We start from the raw sequence: 16,067 nt of genomic DNA, 5'->3' as shown, positions 1-16,067 counted from the left end.
GGCGGGCGGAGTCCGTCGGATCACAATGGCGTGGCCGTCGCTGACAGCTAGCAGGCCCGTGACGCGGCGGCCATCTCAACCCGGCTACTGAGACCGAGCCTTTGACTTCTTCGTCTTCGCCGGCAGTGGATGCTGCCAGCGAAGGCCCGGGAAGCGAGCGAAACCACGGTCGCACGTGACCAATTCACTGCCGGACTCGATGGCCAACGCGGCGTGGTACGCGTCGGCAACATCATTGGCTCTGGCGTCCATCGTGCGGCATAGGTCCGCGAAGATCTCGTAGTGGCGAGGTCCGGGACGCACGGGCCGGGAATTCGGTGCGCCGAGCAGGATTTCGGTGAATTCGAGGGCCTGGTCCGGTGGGGTCGGCGTCCGGAAGATGCGCGGGTTGGTCACTACCCGAACGAATCCGCTGAGCACCAGCTCGCTCACTGCGAAGGTGGCGGGCCCGTTCACCAGCGCAGTCAGCCACGCATGGACGTCGGCGTGGTCGGGCGACTCGGTTCGGTAGGCATAGACCAGGACATTGACGTCAGGTAGCAGCATCGGTCAGTGCCGATCGCAGCCGCGCGTCGTCCTCTTCGTAGTCGGCGTCTCGGACGGTCTTCCAGTCGCCGAAGTTGACGCCGACCTGGAGTCCGTCGCCACCGTAGGTGGGTAGGGCGATGTCCATCTTGGCCGTGTCACGCTCGGTGAGTTCTTCGAGCAACATGCGCAACGCCTCCTCGATAAGACTGGTCAGGGTCCGTCCATCCCGCGCCGCCCGTTGTTTGGCGGCGCGAAGCAGCGCATCGTCCAGATCAAGGGTGGTCCGCATGCAGAGAACTGTATCCCATCATGCAGATTTCTGCATAGAGCTCTGGACGAGCCCACCGTCGCGCCCTTCGCGGTGCGTGCGGCGTGCGCGCAGCAACGCGTGCGCGGTGAAGATGGCCAGGGCCGCCCAGATGAGCGCGAAACCGGCCCAGCGGGATGCGGGCATGGGTTCGTGCGCCACGGCGACGCCCCAGGCCATCTGGAGGGCCGGGGTGAGGTACTGCAGCAGGCCCATGGTGGACAGCGGAACCCGTTGCGCGGCAACGGCGAACAGCAGCAGCGGAATCAGCGTGACCGGGCCGGTGGCCAGCATTAGCGCGGCATGCCCTGCGCTGGAACCGAATTCGCTGCGGCCGGTGACCGCGAGCACGATGACGAAGGCCAGCGCGAACGGCGCGGCGACCACCCCCTCGGCGGCGATGCCGCGCACCGCGTCCAGCGGGATCACCTTCTTCACCAGGCCATAGGTCGCGAATGAGCAGGCAAGGATCAGCGCGATGACCGGCGGCCTGCCGTAGTCGACGGTGAGCACCGCCACCGCGGCGGCGCCGAGCCCGAGCGCGGCCCACTGCGCCTTCGCCAGTCGCTCGCGGAAGATCAGCACGCCGAACGCGACGGTGACGAGCGGGTTGATGAAGTACCCCAGCGCGCACTCCACCACCTGCCCCGACGTGACGCCGTACACATACACACCCCAATTGATCGCGATCGCCGCCGACGCCACCGCGGCCAGCCGCCAGATCCGCGCGCCGATGCCACGCAGCTCGCGCAGCCGCCCGGACACCATCAGCACCGCGAGCACCACCAGCAACGTCCACAGGATCCGCTGCGCGACCACCTCGGCCGCACTGGCGAACGCCAGCAACCCGAAGAACGCGGGGAACAAACCCCAGAGGAAAAACGCGCTCATACCGAACGCAACACCCGGGATAGACCTGCTCCGCTGCACGCTTCCGACGCTACTTCTCACGTAGCCTTGCGGTCATGTCGACAACCGTGCAGGCTTCGCGCGCCACCGGACTCACCGCGGCGGAGGTCGAGCAACGTCGCCGCGACGGGCTCACCAACGATGTGCCGGATCGGGCCAGCCGCTCGGTCCGCGACATCGTCAAGGCGAACGTCTTCACCCGGATCAACGCCCTGCTCGGCGTGCTGTTCATCCTGGTGCTGGCCACCGGTTCGATCATCGACGGCATGTTCGGCCTGCTGATCATCGCGAACAGCGCGATCGGCATCATCCAGGAGGTCCGCGCCAAGCGCACCCTGGACAAGCTGGCCATCGTCAGCCAGACCAAGCCGACGGTGCGCCGCGACGGCAAGGCCGTCGAGGTGGCGCCGCGCGAGGTGGTCCTCGACGATCTGATCGAGCTCGGCCCCGGCGATCAGATCGTGGTCGACGGCGAGGTCGCCGAGTCCTCGCTGCTGGAGATCGACGAGTCGCTGCTCACCGGCGAGGCCGACCCGATGGACAAGCAGGTCGGCGCGGAGGTGATGTCGGGCAGCTACGTGGTCTCCGGCAGCGGCTGCTACCGCGCGACCAAGGTCGGCAAGGACGCCTACGCGGCCAAGCTGGCCGACGAGGCAAGCAAGTTCACCCTGGTGAAGTCGGAGCTGCGCAGCGGCATCGACACCATCCTGAAGGTGATCACCTACCTGCTGATCCCGGCCGGCCTGCTGAGCATCTACAACCAGCTGTTCTCCAGCAAGGAGTCGTGGCGGCCCGCGGTGAGCGGCATGGTCGCGGCGCTGGTGCCGATGGTGCCCGAGGGTCTGGTGCTGATGACCTCGGTCGCGTTCGCGGTCGGCGTGGTGCGGCTGGGGCGGCGGCAATGCCTGGTGCAGGAGCTGCCCGCCATCGAGGGCCTGGCCCGGGTGGACGTGGTCTGCGCGGACAAGACCGGCACGCTCACCGAGAACGGCATGCGCCTGTCTGACATCAAGACCCTGGACTCGTTCGAGGACAACGACGTTCGGCAGGCCCTGGCCGCGCTGGCGGCCGACGATCCACGCCCGAACGCGAGCGTGCAGGCCATCGCCGAGGCGCTGCCGGACAGCCCCGGCTGGCAGCGCACCGCGGTCGCGCCGTTCTCCTCGGCCAAGAAGTGGAGCGGCTGCTCCTACGGCGAGCACGGCGACTGGCTGCTCGGCGCGCCGGACGTGTTGCTCGACCCGAACTCCGAAGAGGCCAGGGTCGCAGAGGAACTCGGCTCCTCGGGGCTGCGCATCCTGTTGCTCGCCAGCAGCGACCGTCCGGTGGACGCCGCGGACGCGCCGGGCACCGTGCGCCCCGCCGCGCTGGTCGTGCTGGAACAGCGGGTCCGGCCGGACGCCAAGGAAACCCTCGAATACTTTGCCAGCCAGAACGTTTCGATCAAGGTGATCTCCGGCGACAACGCCGTCTCGGTGGGCGCGGTCGCCTCCTCGCTCGACCTCACGGGCGGCGACCACGCGGTCGACGCGCGCGAATTGCCCGACGACCGTGAACAACTCGCCGACGTGCTCGACCACGAGACCACCTTCGGCCGGGTCCGCCCGGACCAGAAGCGCGCCATGGTGGCCGCCCTGCAGTCGCGCGGCCACACCGTCGCGATGACCGGCGACGGCGTGAACGACGTGCTCGCCCTCAAGGACGCCGACATCGGCGTCGCGATGGGCGCGGGCAGCCCGGCCACCCGCGCGGTCGCGCAGATCGTGTTGCTGGACAACAAGTTCGCGACCCTGCCGTACGTGGTGGGGGAGGGCCGCCGGGTGATCGGCAACATCGAGCGGGTCTCGAATCTGTTCCTCACCAAGACCGTCTACTCGGTGCTGCTCGCCTTCCTGATCGGCATCGCGGGCATCGGCTCGCAGATCTTCGGCTACGACCCGATCGGTTACCCGTTCCTGCCGCGGCATGTCACGATCGCCGCCTGGTTCACCATCGGCATCCCGGCGTTCATCCTCTCGCTCGCGCCCAACAACGAGCGCGCCCGCAGCGGATTCGTCCGCCGCGTCATGCGATTGGCCATCCCGTCCGGCGTGGTGATCGGCGTCGCGACCTTCGTCGCCTACCTGATCGCCTACTCCGGTCCCGACGCCACCGCGCAGCAGAAGGAGCAGGCAGGCACCACCGCGCTGATCACCTTGATCATGATCGCGGTGTGGGTGCTCGCCATCGTGGCCAGGCCGTACGTGTGGTGGAAGGTGGTGCTCATCGGGGCCTCGGTGGCCGCGTACGTCATCCTGTTCACCGTCCCGTTCACCCGGCACTTCTTCAAGCTGGATCCGTCGGACGTCGGGCTCACCACGGCCGCATTCATTTGCGGCGCTGTCGGAATCGTGCTCGTCGAGGTCGCGTGGTGGGTCAGCGCGTCGCTGCTCGGCGAGAAGGGCAAACTGTTCCCGACCGCGAATAACGGCGATTCCTGACAAACTGGACATCCGACCCGGCGCGCCGCGAGAAGCCTTGTGCGAAGCGACCATTCAGTGTTGGAGTACCTTCTCCGAATATGGAGGTACTGCTGCACCAGATCGACGCGTTCGCCGACGCACCGTTCTCGGGCAACCCAGCCGCGGTGATGCCGCTCCCGTCGTGGCTCCCGGATTCGTTGCTGCAACACCTGGCCGAGGAGAACAACCTCGCCGAAACCGCCTTCTACACCGCGGAATTACCGCCGGAGGCCGGTGCGCCTCCGGGCGACTGGCCCGCGTTCCACCTGCGCTGGTTCACGCCCGCGGTCGAGGTGGACATGTGCGGGCACGCCACGGTGGCCAGTGCCGCACAGATTTTGGAGGACATGCACCCCGGCGCCGACCGGGTGAGCTTCTTCACCCGCAGCGGTTGGCTGCACGTGGACCGCACCGACGACGACGAATTCGTGCTCGATCTGCCCGCGGTGCCGTCCACCGAGACGGAACCTGATCTGGTGCTCGTCGCCGCGCTCGGCGTGCACGCGGTGCGTGCCTTCACCGGCACCGACGAGGTCATCGTGGTGGCCAGCGAACAGGACGTCCGCGACGCCGTACCGATTTTCACCGCGTTCCCGCCGTTGCCGCGCGGCGCGATCGTCACCGCGCGCGGCGACAGTGCCGATTTCGTGTCGCGGTTCTTCGCGCCGGGCGTCGGCGTGCTGGAGGACCCGGTCACCGGATCGGCGCACGCCCAACTGGTTCCGCTGTGGGCGCGCGAACTCGGCCGGACCGAACTCAGCGCCCGCCAGCTCTCCCGGCGCGGCGGCAGCCTGCGCTGTGAGCTCGACGGTGACCGGGTGCTGCTCGTCGGGCGGTGCCGCCGGTACCTCGATGGGGTTGTCCAGCTGCCGGATTGATCCGAGCATTCGCGACTCGCGCACGCGGCCAATAGGACTCGCGCTGACCCTAGCGCCGACGGAACGTGGCCGCGGTACCGAGTCGTGCGCTGTCACCACGGCGGATCATTGATCCGGCGTGGTGATTGCAGGCCTCTGCCGGGATGAAGTGGGGATGAATCATCCCGGCGGAGGTCTGTCCTACGGTGCTCGCGCCGAATCCTGCTCGCGCCGCCATCCCCGCCATCCCCACCCACCCCGCGCGCCACCAACGCCCCCGCCCACCCCGCGCGCCCTTTGCCCTCCCGCGCACGAACCAGCCAGCGAATTCGCCCGCGGCAGGACATCCGTTGCGCGGCACGACAACTGCTGCGCGGCGTCGGTCGCGCGGCTGATGCGGCGCGCTGCGCACCTTTTGCCCTCCCGCGCACGACTCAGCCAGCGAATTCGTGCGCGGCAGGACATCCGTTGCGCGGCACGACAACTGCTGCGCGGTGTCGGTCGCGCAGCTGATGCGGCGCGCTGCGTATCTTTTGTCCAGCCGCGCGCCAATCAGCTAGCGAATTGGTGCGCGGCGGGAGAACTCGTGCGCGGCGTTGGTGCTTCGGGCCTTACTGGTCCGGGACGGGGCCGTCGTTCGGGCCGGGCTGGACGATGTCGAGTTGGTCGGGGAGTAGTGGGACTACGCCGAATCGACCGGCTACGGCATCGGCGGGCAGGGCTTGCACCGCGCGGATTCCGTTCCGGGAGGCCAGGTTTCGGAGTCCGTCGAGTGGGCCGCGGACGACGAGTCCGACCGTGCATGCGCAGCCCGCGCGAAGGCGGGCGGCGGAGAGGGCGGTGATGCGGGTGGCGCGTTCGTCGGGCGCGGTTCGGGGGAGTAGCCATGCGGCCGATTCCGCGGAAGTGATTGCCGCCTCATCACCCGGAGGGACGGGGACCGCGACCAACGGAGTTTGCACTCTGGGGACCGGAACTTGGTACAGCACTTGCGATATCCGCATGCCACCGCTGTTCGGCGGGATCTGTTCCGGCACCAGGGGTTCGGCGAACGACACCAGCGCCCAGTGCTCAGCGGTGTCCGTGCCACTGAGCGAATCACGGGTGCGCGCAAGATAATCCGCGACCCGCTCACCCTGCTCCGGGCCGAGTCGATCGGTGAACACCCCCGCCTTGCGCGGCGGGTTCAGCACGCCGAGCAGCACGATGAACACGACCAGCGCGACGGCCGCCGCCCCGAGGGCAATTCGCCCAAGGGGCAGCGTCGGCCGGTCAGGCATTGCGCAGGACGTCCAGCGCGTGCTTCAGATCGTCGGGGTATTCGCTGGTGATCTCCAGCCAGCGGCCGTCGGCCGGATGGTGGAAGCCGAGCGAACGGGCATGCAGCCATTGCCGTTCCAGGCCGAGGCGCTGTGCCAGCCGCGGGTCGGCGCCGTAGGTGAGGTCGCCGCAGCATGGGTGCCGGATCGCGGAGAAGTGCACCCGGATCTGGTGGGTGCGGCCGGTTTCCAGGTGGATGTCGAGCAGGCTGGCGGCCTGGAACGCCTCGACGGTGTCGTAGTGCGTGATGCTCGGACGTCCGTCGGCGGTGACCGCGAACTTCCAGTCGTTGCCGCGGGCCCGCCCGATCGGGGCGTCGATGGTGCCGCTGCTCGGATCCGGATGTCCTTGCACCAGTGCGTGATACCGCTTGGCGACGGTGCGCTGCTTGAACGCCCGCTTGAGCACCGTGTAGGCGTGCTCGGACTGTGCGACCACCATCACCCCGGAGGTCCCGACGTCGAGCCGGTGCACGATGCCCTGACGCTCGTGCGCGCCGGAGGTGGAGATGCGGTAGCCGGCCGCGGCCAGCCCGCCGATCACCGTCGGCCCGGTCCAGCCGACGCCGGTGTGCGCCGCGACGCCGACCGGCTTGTCCACCGCGACGATGTCGTCGTCGGCGTAGAGGATTCGCATGCCCTCCACCGGCGCGACCTCGATCGAGAGTTCGCGCTTCGGTTCCGGGAAGATCACCTCGAGCCAGGCGCCCGCGGCGAGTCGATCGGACTTGCCCGCCGCGATGCCGTCGAGCTGCACCGAGCCCTCCTCGGCGAGCGCGGCGACCGCGGTGCGGGACAGGCCGAGCAGCCGGGACAGGCCCGCGTCCACTCGCATGCCGTCGAGCCCGTCGGGAACGGGCATGGTTCGTGTTTCCCTCATGCAGTGTTCCCTTCGCTGGTGGTCTTGTTCGCAGTGGTTTCGGTCGCGTCATCGGCGGCCTCGGGCTCGTCGCGCCCGGTGCGCGTCCCGTTCGGCTCGAAGCCGAACACGGTCAACGCCACCAGCAGGATCGCCCCGCAGACGATCGACGAGTCCGCCACGTTGAACACCGGCCACCAGCCGATCGCGATGAAGTCGACCACATGTCCCTGCAGCGGCCCCGGCGCCCGGAACAACCGGTCCACCAGGTTGCCGAGCGCGCCGCCGAGCACCATGCCGAGCCCGATCGCCCACCACAGCGACCGCAGCGTGCGCCCGATGCGCACCACGCCGATCACCACGGCCGCCGCGACCAAGGTCAGCAGCCAGGTCATGCCGGTCGCCATGGAGAAGGCCGCGCCCGGATTACGCACCAGGCTGAACCGCGCGAAGTCGCCGATGATCGACACCGGCTCGCCCGGCTTCAGGTTCGCCACCACGATGCATTTGGTGAGTAAGTCCAGGCCGAGCAGCACTCCGGCGATGATTAGTAGGGTCCGCAGCCGCTGTGGCGGACTCGCTGGTGTCGCCTCCTCGGCGGTACTTGCTGGGCTCTCCTCGGACGGCGGCTCTTCACTCACACGCACCATCATCTCTCGAGCTACCCGACACGTTGTGCGGTGGTCACCCGCAAGTCAAAGCTGACACTCAGGATCCGGTCGTACGCTGATGCTCGTGACGGTGTTGTCTTCCCCCCACATCCCCCGGTTCGCGCGGTCGGGTGTGCTGCTGATAGTGCTCGCGGTCGGCCTGACCGCGTTCGGAACCGGCTGCAGCGGTGGTACCGAGTCGCGCTCGGAGACCGACAGCACCGAGCCGCTCGGCATCGGTAAGCAAGTGACCGTGCCGATCCCGGCCGCGACCACCGTCCTCGTCTCGCCCGGCGCCGAGCCGCGCTCGATGCTGCACCGCGACTACCCGGCGGGCACGGTGCAGCAGGTGACGCTGCATACCTCGCACCGGATCGCGCAGCAGATCAACGATCAGCCCGCGCGTGACTTCTCCGCGCCCGCCCTGTCCATCCCGATGACCGCGCAGACCGACGCCGAGGGCATCGATCTGACGCTCGGCGCCGTCACCACGCCGGACCCGTCGCTGGCCAAGGCGCTCATCAAGACCGGCGGCTCGCATGCCGGATTCGATCTCAGCGATTTCGGCGCGATCACCGCGCTGCGGCTCGAGCCGTCGCCGGACACCTCCAACCCGGCGCGGGCCGCGCTGGAGCAGGCCTTCTATCAAGCGGTCTACCGCTCGATCGCGTTCCCCGATCAGCCGGTCGGCGAGGGCGCGGTGTGGACGGTGCGGCAGGAGATCAGCGGCGGTGTCACCCTCGATCAGGTCACCACGGCGACGCTGACCAAACGCGACGGCGACCGGCTGACCATCGAACTCGATGTCATCCAGCAGCCGAAGTCCGCGGTGTGGAACCTGCCCAACAACGCGGGCAAGCTCGACATCCAGGACTACGTCATGCAGGGCAACGGCACCATCACCGTCGATCTCGGGTTGCCGCTGCCGGTCGCCGGGTCCATCACCGTCGGTGGCCATCAGGGTTACCGCGATGCGCGCAGTGCGAGCGTGCTGCAGCAGACGATCGACACGCAGGTGTCGTGGACGGAGTGAGCCGCGGGTTCGGGCTGCTGCTGGCCGCCGCGAGCACCGCGCTCGTCGCGGCGTGCGGATCGTCGAAATCGGCGGCTCCCGCGTCGCCGGAACTACCGCCGCTCGGTCCGGCCGCGACCGCCGCGCCGGTGACCGTTGCCCCGATCACCGATGCCGACCGGCTGCACGATCAGCTGCTGACCAGTACGAATCTGCCGCCGAACTTCACCATGCTGCCCACCAGGGCCGAGGTGCCCGCCGGTACGCAGGACTCGCCGACCGATCCGGCGGAATGCGCGAAAGTGCTCACCCCGCTGAGTACGCAGCGGCCGGGCTCGCTTGCCAAGGCCTCCGTTCAGTACTCGGGCCCGAATTTCTCCAGCGTCGATATCGACGCGGCGAGTTTCGCGAACGACGTAGTGGCGCCCGCGTTTTCAGAGGTGCAGGCGACCTTGCGGCGCTGCACCCACTACTCCGGCAACGACGCCACCGACATCGCGGTCGACTACCGGGTCGGTGGTCTCACCCCGCCGCGGGCCGGTGACGCGGCCACCGCGTTTCAGGTGCGCGCCACCAGTGAGGGGCTGACGCTGTACTCCTCGGTCGCGATCGTGCAGGTCGGCAGCACGCTGGTGCAGGTGGCGGTGACCGCGCCGGAACCGGTCGAGGACGGGGTGCTCGGCGATCTCACCGCCGCGCAGGTGCGCCGGCTACAGGGTGTTCCCGGTCCGTGACGGGTTAGCCGGGCACCACCGAATCACCGACGACCCGAACGGTTTTCGCGGCCAGTGCCTTGGTGGCCGGGCCGTTGGAGACCGAGCCGTCCAGCTTGTATTTGCTGCCGTGGCACGGGCAGTTGATCGTGCCGTTGGATACCGAGGCGACCGTGCAACCGGCGTGTGTGCAGGTGGCGGACAGGCCGACGAAGGTGCCCGCGCTCGGCTGGGTCACCACGGTGTCGCCGACGATCACGCCGCCGCCGACGGGGATGTCGGCGGTCTTGGCGAGTGCGTTGCCAGCGGGTTGGCCTGGGCCGGCCGGGTTACCGGCCGGTGTGGGATTCGGTGCGGGAGCGGCGTTTTCCTTACCGTAGGTGGCGCATGCGGTCAGTGCCGCGGCCGCGACAACGGCGCCCGCGCCCGCCGCGACCACACTGCGGCGGGTGAAAACCGATTCGTCGTTGGTCATGTGGTCGATCTCCGATCAGAAGGTGAGGCCGTTGTGCTGGAAGAACCAGAGCGATGAGGTGAGCCAGATGGCGGTCAGACCGGCCAGCACCAGGCCGCCCGCGACCGGGATCACCCAGCCGGGCAACCCTTTTCGAGTGAGCAGCAGCATCTTGGCGACGAACGCGCCGTAGAAGAAGCAGCCGAGCAAGGAATGCAGCAGCACGCGGGTGTCGTACTGCTGAAAACCCAAGGCGTACAGGCAGTGCACCGCGACCGGGACGCTCACCAGCACGGCGAGCCTGCCCGACCAGATGTGCGCGGTGCCGATCCAGGACGGCGCGCTGACCGGCAGTTTGCCGTACATCGCTAGTGCGGAGACCAATTGGAACAGGGCAAGTAGGAACGCGACGGTGGCCAGCCAGGCTTTGACCGCCTGCGGGCTGGAGAAGCCCGCGATATTCACCGAGAAGGCCGACGGCTCATGCGTTTTCGCGTAGACGCCGAGTAGTACCGACACCGCCGCGCCGATCAGCACCGGGATCGCGATGGCCGCGACCGCCGTTGCGCTTGGCTGCGGACGCCCGGGAGTCGCCTCACGATCAGCCGACACTGTCACCACCACTTACCTTGTTCGCAGTTATCTTCTTGCCGTTGACGATTGCCGTCGCGTCGGGAGTCAGGCTCGGGGCCGGGGAGGTCGCACCGTCGGCGGCGCGCTGCACACCGGTGACGTTGCCGTTGCCATCGACGATCCAGCTCTGCCGCGCGCCACCCTCGCTGTAGACATAGAGTCCGGCAGGCGATTGCACTGGCGCAGTGGTGAAGTCCCACTTCTTGGGGCCGAGCCACAACGTCCCGCTGACCACCTTGCCTTCGTAACGCCCATCCAGCTTGGCGTCGTTCTTCCCGGTCAACTGCAGCACACCACCGGCCGCACTACCCTGCAACCACGACTCGACCGCCTTCCCATCACAGGCGTAGGCAATCGCCTTGTCTCCCTGGACAGTGATCGACAGCGTGATCGGCGCACCGGTCGCCAACGGAATATTGCCGACATAGTCCGCCTTCGCCGGAAACTGCACCGGCGCAGGTGCGTTGCTCGTCGGCGGCGCGGTGGTAGTCGGCGGTGCCGCAACAGCACTACTCGTCACTACCGGCGTATTAGTTTTCGCCGCCGCCGGCTCACTCTCTTTGGACATATTGACGACCAGCAGCACAATCCCCAGCACGGCCACCGCCGCCAGAGTGAGCCAAGGCCCAAAACGTTTCACAGGATCTCCTCAATATCCGACCGTCGGTAAACCGGCCGAAGCGATCCCCGAACGCCAGGCCGCACCGGCACCGCTCTTCGCAATGACAACGGGACAGCCCACCCCTTGGTTCAACCAGACATTCGCGACACCCAACTTTCGGCGTGTCGATCGACCGTGTCGCGCGACCACACAGCGCCGTACGCCACCGTTCGAGTGCGGGAACTCGGATAAGCTCGGCCCGTTCGATGGTGGCGAGATGTGGGAGGCCCGCAGTGGCGGATCAGCTGGTTTCGGATGGACTGCGGTCGGAATTACGGAAGCTTTCCGTGCTGAAGGGGACGGCACCCGAGTTCGACCCGTCGGCGGCACCGGAGAGTCCGATGGAGTTGTTCGGCGAATGGTTCATGCTGGCGGTCCGGTCGGGCGTGCGCGAGCCGCACGCGATGACGTTGTCGACGGTTGGCGCAGACGGACGGCCGTCGGCACGGGTGCTGATTTTGAAAGATGTCGACAGCGCGGGCTGGCATTTCGCGATCAGCACGCTCAGCCGAAAGGGCTGCGATCTCGCCGCCCGCCCCTTCGCCGCCCTGACGTTCTACTGGCCGGAACTGGTCCGCCAGGTGCGGGTCAGCGGCCCGGTAGTGGCGGATCCACCAGCCGTGGCCGCAGCAGACTTCCTTGCGCGGCCCGAAGGCTCGAAGCAGATGGCATTGACCCGCCGCCAGAGCCAGCCCTTCGACCGTCCCGAAGAGTTGGACGAGGCCCTGGAACACGCCCGCCAAGAACTGAATTCAACACCGGATCTAGTACCCGACGAGTGGTGCTCCTACGCGGTCCGCCCCGACGAGGTCGAGTTCTGGCAAGGCGATCCACAACGCCGCCACCAGCGCCTCCGCTACACAGCCACCGGCAACTCCTGGTTACGGACACGATTGTGGCCCTGACTGTTCCGTCGGAGGGCTACCGTCGCAGCGTGAAATCTCTGACCATTCATGAACTGCGTATATCGCACTGCGGAGGTTTTGCGACGTGTCGAAGGGGGTGACGAGATCGAAATCCTGAAGGGCGGCCGCCCGGTCGCGAGGATCGTCCCGCTGTCTCGCCACAGACAATGGATCCCGGCGGTGGAGATCGTCCAAGAGTTGGATCGACTCGGTCCGGATGCTTCTGGTCAGCGCGCGGAGTTGCGAGAGATGTTGTCGGGGACCACAGACGATCTGCGGTGGTGAATACCGACCTGGGCCCGGAACAACTGCCGGTGTGGATGTAGCCGCGGCCGATGTCTTGGAAGAGACTGTCGCGGATCGCCCCCCGGTGCCAGCGCACGCCAAATGGTTTGAGTTCCGCCTCGAACTTCTCCAGCCCTCCGACCGAGTGCCACACGTCCAGCTGCCCTGCCGCCGTTGACGACTCGCCGTCTATCATCGTCATCAATAGACGGACCGACGATGTCCGAGTACGGATTCCCTGAGTCCGACTGACCACCAGTCATGTAGTGCACAAGCCGCAGATCGAACGCCGCATCCGCAGCAGTGTCCTCCGTCCCTGGCAGCATCGGAGCAGTATCGAGGTACTCTGCGACCTTCGAATACTCCAGCCGAAGCCGCTGCTCATCCTCCAGCAGGGCAGCAAGTTCCGTGCGTCGCCCGGTCGTCAGCGTCAGCCGAGTCAAGCACTCGATTCTTCTGGGTCTCCAGCGCTTTTGGGCTTGGTTGTCGTTTCCGGCCAACCGCCGATAAGCGGGTCCTACCGGCGGTCAGTCAGGCGGGCGGGTGCACTCAGTACATCCAGTACTACCGATTACTGTGCGCTTGCGTCGGCGGGAAATACCCCGCAAAGCTTGACGATGTAGCGCGAACTAGCCAACGAACAACAGTGATGCCAGCTTTAAGAGCAGGCGTCACGGCTTTACATCGTGTTGGCGATCGACCGTAATTCTTCCCGGCAGATCAAGGGCATGGTGCCGGGTCACTCTTCTTAATGGGTGTCTTCTTGCCGTCCGTAGCTCCGACAATGTTGATCTTGCCCACTCCGTCTATCTCTGGATCATCGATGTGGCTACCGGAGAGTAACGACTCCCACTTGCAATTGCCGTCCGCCCCCTTTTTTGACAGCCCCACATACCATCGCCCGTCTACATCGCGGCCCTGCCTGATCATCGCGTATTTTTTGGTTTCCACGGTGACAGATCTGTTGCGCGTGACAGCTATCACCACCGCCGGTACATTCTCGTCAAAGTCTTTCTTGGTGAGGTAAAGACACGTCTCGACAAGAGTACATTCATGCTGCTCTGGGCTGTCTTCCGCAGGATCGGCGTAAGCGGGTGCGGGGACCCACATCGCTGCGGCCAGGATCGAAGCGCTGATCAAAGTGGCGTTCACGGCGGTAGTTCTCGTGCGGTTGATGCGCATACCAGTCCCATCCGTCGAGGTGAACCAGCCTTTCTGGTCACCGTACGGGCATATATTCGGACTCGCGAAGATTCTGGATGGGAGTGTCGCAACGGCTCCCTGCACGGCGGACCGAACGCGCGCTCATCCCGCCGCGGGGGCGCGCGTTCCTGAAGCCCAGCGATCGAAACGCAGCGAAAGTGGCATACGAGCGCTCGCACCTAGATCTGTTGTTGCCGAATTTCGCCATTGAGGATCAAGAGCGCCTACGGCGGCGCTACCGCGCCGCCGCCGCGCTACGACGCGCAGCCCGTCTTGCTCGTACCTCACCGCCGGGCGCGTCGGCACGTCGGCTACGCGGTTGCGCCAACCATGACAGCTCACAATTCCATCAGGCGAAGTACAGCCCATCTCGGTCCTCGGTCCGGCAACGAAAAGGCCGGCGCGACCGTCAGCCATCCCGTTCTTGGTGCTGCCGCACCATCCCTCAGCGGGATGGCTTGCCTCATAGACCATCAAGCCGCGGTGAGGTGGTGGGACCTGCCTTGCGTAGATCCCTGCCTCCTCATGGCCCAATTGTCTGACCTCACTCGGACGTGTCAAGGGAAAGTGCGCCCTTGACACGCCCTCCCTCCGCTCAGGGATGGCCAGTATGAGGAAGCAGAGGGAAGAGCAGTCGGTAGACGCATCCGGCCAGTGGCCTACCGGTTCACGATCAGGGCGGTATCCCAGACGAACCGCACACCCTCCTCGTCAAAACCAGAGATAGCCAAACGCGGAGCAGCGACAGTCCGCCAGTCGGCGGTAAAGCGGCTAAGGGCCTCCCGCTGCGCCTCACGCAGAGCGACGCTAACGTCCTCGGTCGCCTCACTCCTCACCAGGAGCACCAGTACAACGCGGCCATCAGCCAAGGTGAATCCATCAAACGGGACCGCGCCGATCACGTTCACAGGTCCCTGATCGGGTCGCGCGACCACGATGTGAATACCGGCCGCATGTCCCGGCGGAGGCGCAGGAAGCCACTGCACCTTGGCGTGCGATGGATCATCGTCGTCGTCTATAGGCACGATGTCGCAGTGCCGGACCCAGATGGCGAGCCCCTTCGTCATACCCGTGGTGCCAACCTCGGCGGGCTGCTCCCGGCGGTCGATGATCCGGTCTGTGGAATCAGTGAACTCCGCCGCGCGAGCGTCGGTGACCCACTGGAACCGCCAATCGCCGGATTCGTGCAGGCTCCACTTCTGATAACCAGCGAGCGTCCGGATTGCCACGTACACGTCGCTCTTGTTCGTCTTGGCGTCATTCCAAACCCGCCAAACCCCGGAGCGGCAGCCAGGGGTCCCAACACCACAGCGGATAGTTCCACCAGGCCCCGGCAACTCGACAGTCTCTTGCGCGCCATCCGCGTTCCCAACGATGAGCGATACCACTCGTTTGTCTGGACTCGGCATAGCCGTCAGCCTAGAGCGCCAAGCTATAACTGGTCCACCAGGTTTCACGGAGACCAAGGCATCTCTCGATGAGGCGACTTAGTACAGGACCTCTTCTCAGGCAAATGCCTCGGACTACAACGAGAGCGGGATCCCAACGCTTCAGCTGCACGGCAAAGCTGGTCGCAATACCCACGATTCCGATTCCTCGCCTTTTCGGCCACGCGAAATCTGTGACCGGGGAAGACTTCGGCCTGATCGACGATGTTCTCCGCGACCAACCTGGCTGTGACCGCGCGAACGGTACGAGGACGCACGTCGTTGACCAACGCGGCAATGTCGTTGTTCGTTAACCACCGGTCACGGTTCTCGGCCAAGACCCCGGCAGACGTCAATCTCGTGGCGAGAGGTCTCGTTGCGCGGCACGTCTGAAGGTTACTGCCAACCCATGCAGAGCGTGCCGCATCACCGGACAACGCCCACGATCGACCATCCCAGGCCGTCTACAGGCCGTGGGAGGCCAGGGAGCAGCCGGAACGAACGAGAACTGTCGAGAGCCCTTCGCCCAGTTCAGGGGGCATTTTCGCGAGCTTCCGCAGTACGCCTAAATCGGGCCGCAAGATCCTCGACATCCTCGGATTGGAGCGTTCGTTTGTTTCGACGAACGCTCCATGCCTCATTTGCGCATCACAAGATTGGCGGAGGTCTCCGACGAGTGCCATTGAAGAACGCGAGGCAGGCGCCCAGCACCAGCACCGCTTGGTTCCAATCAGTTAGCCATCCAGTAGAGCTAGTGCCTCGTCCAGAAAGGTCGCTGCGGTAACCGGGTGTCGGGTTGATCGTGCGCCTGAGGTCGGTGATGCTGCCGGTGGAGGTGGTGCCG

At 66.4% G+C, this 16,067-nt stretch carries 17 protein-coding genes; 6 read left to right on the top strand and 11 right to left on the bottom strand.

The genetic code is table 11. The features are described from left to right. Positions 1 to 84: 84 nt before the first annotated feature. The 3 genes from ACIBK2_RS30225 to rarD are packed head-to-tail and all read right to left on the bottom strand — an operon-like array spanning position 85 to position 1,765. Positions 85 to 546 carry a type II toxin-antitoxin system VapC family toxin gene (locus ACIBK2_RS30225; protein ID WP_396972024.1) on the bottom strand — a complete coding sequence of 154 codons (462 nt, stop codon included), beginning with the start codon at positions 544 to 546 and terminating at the stop codon, positions 85 to 87. Continuing rightward, the gene (locus tag ACIBK2_RS30220) at positions 533 to 817 is read right to left on the bottom strand and encodes a type II toxin-antitoxin system VapB family antitoxin (RefSeq protein ID WP_379287155.1); all 285 of its coding nucleotides are present in this window, start codon (positions 815 to 817) and stop codon (positions 533 to 535) included. The genes ACIBK2_RS30225 and ACIBK2_RS30220 overlap by 14 nt, the downstream gene beginning before the upstream one ends. A gap of 18 nt (positions 818 to 835) precedes the next feature. Continuing rightward, positions 836 to 1,765: an EamA family transporter RarD gene (gene rarD, locus ACIBK2_RS30215; RefSeq protein ID WP_396972022.1), complete on the bottom strand. Its 930-nt coding sequence runs from the start codon at positions 1,763 to 1,765 to the stop codon at positions 836 to 838. Between the two features lie 35 nt (positions 1,766 to 1,800). Between rarD and ACIBK2_RS30210 the strand changes: the two genes are divergently transcribed. After that, positions 1,801 to 4,224: an HAD-IC family P-type ATPase gene (locus ACIBK2_RS30210; protein WP_396972020.1), complete on the top strand. Its 2,424-nt coding sequence runs from the start codon at positions 1,801 to 1,803 to the stop codon at positions 4,222 to 4,224. An 80-nt stretch (positions 4,225 to 4,304) separates the two neighbouring features. Then, on the top strand, positions 4,305 to 5,123 hold the full coding sequence (locus ACIBK2_RS30205) for a PhzF family phenazine biosynthesis protein (protein ID WP_396972018.1): 819 nt from the start codon (positions 4,305 to 4,307) through the stop codon (positions 5,121 to 5,123). A gap of 590 nt (positions 5,124 to 5,713) precedes the next feature. Here the strand turns inward: ACIBK2_RS30205 and ACIBK2_RS30200 are convergent. From ACIBK2_RS30200 to lspA, 3 genes are read right to left on the bottom strand one after another with little or no spacing between them, the layout of a single operon-like run. After that, on the bottom strand, positions 5,714 to 6,382 hold the full coding sequence (locus ACIBK2_RS30200; RefSeq protein WP_396972016.1) for a hypothetical protein: 669 nt from the start codon (positions 6,380 to 6,382) through the stop codon (positions 5,714 to 5,716). Beyond that, positions 6,375 to 7,301 (bottom strand): RluA family pseudouridine synthase, encoded by a 927-nt coding sequence (locus tag ACIBK2_RS30195; RefSeq protein WP_379287164.1) that lies wholly within the window; start codon positions 7,299 to 7,301, stop codon positions 6,375 to 6,377. Before ACIBK2_RS30195 ends, ACIBK2_RS30200 begins: the two co-directional genes overlap by 8 nt. Beyond that, entirely contained in the window at positions 7,298 to 7,933 is a 636-nt protein-coding gene (lspA, locus tag ACIBK2_RS30190) for a signal peptidase II (RefSeq protein ID WP_396972014.1), read from the bottom strand. The genes ACIBK2_RS30195 and lspA overlap by 4 nt, the downstream gene beginning before the upstream one ends. A gap of 76 nt (positions 7,934 to 8,009) precedes the next feature. Here lspA and ACIBK2_RS30185 point away from each other — a divergent pair, with 76 nt between their 5' ends. Beyond that, on the top strand, positions 8,010 to 8,963 hold the full coding sequence (locus ACIBK2_RS30185) for a hypothetical protein (protein WP_396972012.1): 954 nt from the start codon (positions 8,010 to 8,012) through the stop codon (positions 8,961 to 8,963). After that, positions 8,951 to 9,676, top strand: a complete 726-nt coding sequence (locus ACIBK2_RS30180; RefSeq protein WP_396972010.1) for a hypothetical protein — start codon at positions 8,951 to 8,953, stop codon at positions 9,674 to 9,676. The genes ACIBK2_RS30185 and ACIBK2_RS30180 overlap by 13 nt, the downstream gene beginning before the upstream one ends. A 4-nt stretch (positions 9,677 to 9,680) precedes the next feature. Here ACIBK2_RS30180 and ACIBK2_RS30175 read toward each other — a convergent pair whose 3' ends face one another. From ACIBK2_RS30175 to ACIBK2_RS30165, 3 genes are read right to left on the bottom strand one after another with little or no spacing between them, the layout of a single operon-like run. After that, positions 9,681 to 10,130 carry a ubiquinol-cytochrome c reductase iron-sulfur subunit gene (locus tag ACIBK2_RS30175; RefSeq protein WP_396972009.1) on the bottom strand — a complete coding sequence of 150 codons (450 nt, stop codon included), beginning with the start codon at positions 10,128 to 10,130 and terminating at the stop codon, positions 9,681 to 9,683. Positions 10,131 to 10,145: 15 nt separating this feature from the next. Then, the gene (locus tag ACIBK2_RS30170) at positions 10,146 to 10,721 is read right to left on the bottom strand and encodes a DUF6529 family protein (RefSeq protein ID WP_396972484.1); all 576 of its coding nucleotides are present in this window, start codon (positions 10,719 to 10,721) and stop codon (positions 10,146 to 10,148) included. After that, a complete protein-coding gene (locus ACIBK2_RS30165) occupies positions 10,711 to 11,382 on the bottom strand; it encodes a hypothetical protein (protein ID WP_396972007.1) in 672 nt (223 codons plus the stop codon). Before ACIBK2_RS30165 ends, ACIBK2_RS30170 begins: the two co-directional genes overlap by 11 nt. A 254-nt stretch (positions 11,383 to 11,636) precedes the next feature. On the opposite strand from ACIBK2_RS30165, the gene ACIBK2_RS30160 reads away from it, so the two are divergent. Together ACIBK2_RS30160 and ACIBK2_RS30155 are read left to right on the top strand one after the other, a co-directional pair. Continuing rightward, positions 11,637 to 12,308 (top strand): pyridoxal 5'-phosphate synthase, encoded by a 672-nt coding sequence (locus ACIBK2_RS30160; RefSeq protein ID WP_396972006.1) that lies wholly within the window; start codon positions 11,637 to 11,639, stop codon positions 12,306 to 12,308. A 48-nt stretch (positions 12,309 to 12,356) separates the two neighbouring features. After that, positions 12,357 to 12,593: a type II toxin-antitoxin system Phd/YefM family antitoxin gene (locus ACIBK2_RS30155; protein ID WP_396972004.1), complete on the top strand. Its 237-nt coding sequence runs from the start codon at positions 12,357 to 12,359 to the stop codon at positions 12,591 to 12,593. Between the two features lie 720 nt (positions 12,594 to 13,313). Here the strand turns inward: ACIBK2_RS30155 and ACIBK2_RS30150 are convergent. Further along, positions 13,314 to 13,775, bottom strand: coding sequence for a hypothetical protein (locus ACIBK2_RS30150; RefSeq protein WP_396972003.1), 462 nt, complete (start codon positions 13,773 to 13,775; stop codon positions 13,314 to 13,316). 680 nt (positions 13,776 to 14,455) lie between these two features. Next, positions 14,456 to 15,031 carry a hypothetical protein gene (locus tag ACIBK2_RS30145; RefSeq protein WP_396972001.1) on the bottom strand — a complete coding sequence of 192 codons (576 nt, stop codon included), beginning with the start codon at positions 15,029 to 15,031 and terminating at the stop codon, positions 14,456 to 14,458. Between the last annotated feature and the right edge of the window lie 1,036 nt (positions 15,032 to 16,067).

It is taken from the genome of Nocardia sp. NPDC050175, from assembly GCF_044459885.1.
Taxonomy (GTDB): domain Bacteria; phylum Actinomycetota; class Actinomycetes; order Mycobacteriales; family Mycobacteriaceae; genus Nocardia.
The sequence above is the reverse complement of the archived record's forward strand: the minus strand, read 5'-3'. Positions and strand labels throughout refer to the sequence as shown.

Excerpts from the sequence above, each read along its gene's own strand:
- ACIBK2_RS30225 (WP_396972024.1), bottom strand. The coding sequence starts at position 546 with ATGCTGCTACCTGACGTCAATGTCCTGGTCTATGCCTACCGAACCGAG.
- ACIBK2_RS30220 (WP_379287155.1), bottom strand. The coding sequence starts at position 817 with ATGCGGACCACCCTTGATCTGGACGATGCGCTGCTTCGCGCCGCCAAA.
- ACIBK2_RS30210 (WP_396972020.1), top strand. The coding sequence starts at position 1,801 with ATGTCGACAACCGTGCAGGCTTCGCGCGCCACCGGACTCACCGCGGCG.
- ACIBK2_RS30205 (WP_396972018.1), top strand. The coding sequence starts at position 4,305 with ATGGAGGTACTGCTGCACCAGATCGACGCGTTCGCCGACGCACCGTTC.
- ACIBK2_RS30200 (WP_396972016.1), bottom strand. The coding sequence starts at position 6,382 with ATGCCTGACCGGCCGACGCTGCCCCTTGGGCGAATTGCCCTCGGGGCG.
- ACIBK2_RS30195 (WP_379287164.1), bottom strand. The coding sequence starts at position 7,301 with ATGAGGGAAACACGAACCATGCCCGTTCCCGACGGGCTCGACGGCATG.
- lspA (WP_396972014.1), bottom strand. The coding sequence starts at position 7,933 with ATGATGGTGCGTGTGAGTGAAGAGCCGCCGTCCGAGGAGAGCCCAGCA.
- ACIBK2_RS30185 (WP_396972012.1), top strand. The coding sequence starts at position 8,010 with ATGCTCGTGACGGTGTTGTCTTCCCCCCACATCCCCCGGTTCGCGCGG.
- ACIBK2_RS30175 (WP_396972009.1), bottom strand. The coding sequence starts at position 10,130 with ATGACCAACGACGAATCGGTTTTCACCCGCCGCAGTGTGGTCGCGGCG.
- ACIBK2_RS30155 (WP_396972004.1), top strand. The coding sequence starts at position 12,357 with ATGAACTGCGTATATCGCACTGCGGAGGTTTTGCGACGTGTCGAAGGG.
- ACIBK2_RS30150 (WP_396972003.1), bottom strand. The coding sequence starts at position 13,775 with ATGCGCATCAACCGCACGAGAACTACCGCCGTGAACGCCACTTTGATC.